Raw genomic sequence first — 2,036 nt, 5'->3', positions numbered from 1 at the left:
AGTGAGGGAATTGAGTTAACACATCCAGTGATACTTAACAGAGCTATACAACTCAACAGTTTTAAGATTTTCTTCATTTTTTCCCTCTTTCAATGGATTTATTTACTATAAAACAGCTCGGAAGCTTGTTGATATTTTCTGTCATCGCTGCTTAAAACAACGGTGAACAATATTGAGATGATGGATTGAGAAAACAATCCCACCATTCCAAGCAAAGGCAAGGATGGCAGATTGTTGATCATCACAAACAGAAAGACTTAAGGTTTGCATTCAGGTGCGTTTTTATATTTTTTACAAAAAGGGCTGTTCAAGCGCTTCTTGACACTGCGCTGTGGAACAACAGCGCCTAGACGACATATGGGTAAGTTTTCGGCTTTATGATTCTCGCACCAAGTCCCTCCCCCCACTTTATCACGGAAACCTGATTGAAGCATGCAAGCATAAGTTGTTGCTTTTGCATTGATGCTCTGCTTTCTGTTTTCTGGAAATACATCATAAGGGGTTGGCATTCCACATTCTAAAAGTGCTTTTGCTACCTCAGTAAAATCTGCTCCCGGTTTCTCCCAGGCTCCTATAGAGGATGTAGGAGTTTTATTAAATTGACAACCAGTGATGATTAATAGAGTTAATGTACTCAATAATTTTAAAGTTTGTTTCATTTTTTATTCCATAATCTAATTCAAGGTTTTTGTTCACGATGAGATGTGCCATAAGTCTTTTGGCACATATCGCTCGCATCTCCAAGGCAAGTATGGGAGCTTATGGGATTCATGATCACTCTCCACCATTCTGTCCAAACGTTACTACCAGCAGGGAGTGTCCCGTAGGTATAGCCATTGCCACCAATAATTCTGCTTACAAAGTCATATCTATTCCCATCAAAGCCAATAGTGGTTTGTTTGCCATCACTCACATAACCTAACAGACCGGATGCAACTAAAACATTAAAGGCTGGTCCATAGAAATTAATCTTCGTGTTGTCGGCTATACCGTGCACACCTTCTTGTTTGAAAGAATACAGCATATTCCCCAATGACATGGTACCGCGGCTATGGCCATACTCTTCCAATCCCGTGTTACCATAGCGAGACATCAGATTTTTTGCTTCTTGTGTGGAATTGGTCAAACCCCAAAAGTTATTTTCCATAAACTTCTGGTAGCCCGCGACCAGAAGTTCTGAGATAGCAGAATCAGCTTCTGGAAACACAACAAAATAAAGCGGTGCATTTTTATCCTTCGCATGTTGAACCGCATAAACAGCGGCTTCCTCTGGTGGCGTAAAGATGCCATTAAAGGACACATGCACCTTGCCATCAGCACCCTCTTGTAAATGCTGCTTTTCTTCATCCGTTAAATAATGTGCGTGAGGTATTGGTTGTCCACGAGCGTCTCTTATAGGTACCCCATTTGCATCTATTTCATAGATTATATTACCCTTTTCATCACGGTCGACCACGGCAATGGGATGCTCTTTGATAAACATGGTTTTATAGGAGTCATCACTGTATTTAAACCCTTCTTCTAAAAGTTGTGTCGCCATTTCGCGATTTTCATGGACGATTTGTTCCAGCTTGCCTACATCGAGCTGTTGTACACTCTTATGGGCGCTAGCAGTATCCCGATTAAGGGAGGCGATGGCTTGCTCAACATCTTGCCCTGTTAATGCCTTCTGCCCTGCTTCATCAGTCAACACAATGGTGCCATTGCTGATAGCAGATTTGGTATATCCTTCCTCTGAATCTTTAGCTTTTGAATGATCTAAGACATTTTTAGCAATGTTTTTCCCGACACCATATTTGCCCTGATACATCGGACCACCCGCTGAAATGCTTAAACCTTGGCTGCTGGCTTGAGCATGAGCACTGTTGGTGATATCACTCGTCGTAATGGTTCCTGTGGTCAGTTTATTTTTATCTGCCGGCGCAGTGCTTTCAATAATACCTCCGGTTAGGGTCGTTTTATCTTTAACGTTGATATTAAAGCCGCCATCACCCGCTTTGATGCCTGATTGTTCCACAACACTATGATAATCACTA

Annotated in this window: 3 protein-coding genes; all 3 read right to left on the bottom strand. The window is 41.7% G+C overall.

The features are described from left to right. Positions 1 to 141: 141 nt before the first annotated feature. On the bottom strand, positions 142 to 270 hold the full coding sequence (locus ACFIL2_RS04675; RefSeq protein ID WP_375640473.1) for a hypothetical protein: 129 nt from the start codon (positions 268 to 270) through the stop codon (positions 142 to 144). Beyond that, positions 258 to 659: a hypothetical protein gene (locus ACFIL2_RS04670; RefSeq protein WP_375640475.1), complete on the bottom strand. Its 402-nt coding sequence runs from the start codon at positions 657 to 659 to the stop codon at positions 258 to 260. The genes ACFIL2_RS04675 and ACFIL2_RS04670 overlap by 13 nt, the downstream gene beginning before the upstream one ends. Before the next feature lie 20 nt (positions 660 to 679). Then, the coding region (locus ACFIL2_RS04665; RefSeq protein ID WP_375681692.1) for a filamentous hemagglutinin at positions 680 to 2,036 on the bottom strand (1,357 nt) is incomplete at its 5' end.

Source organism: Bartonella sp. AP30XZML, from assembly GCF_042195945.1.
In the GTDB taxonomy this organism is placed as follows: Bacteria; Pseudomonadota; Alphaproteobacteria; order Rhizobiales; family Rhizobiaceae; genus Bartonella.
This window is presented reverse-complemented; position numbering and strand designations above follow the sequence as displayed.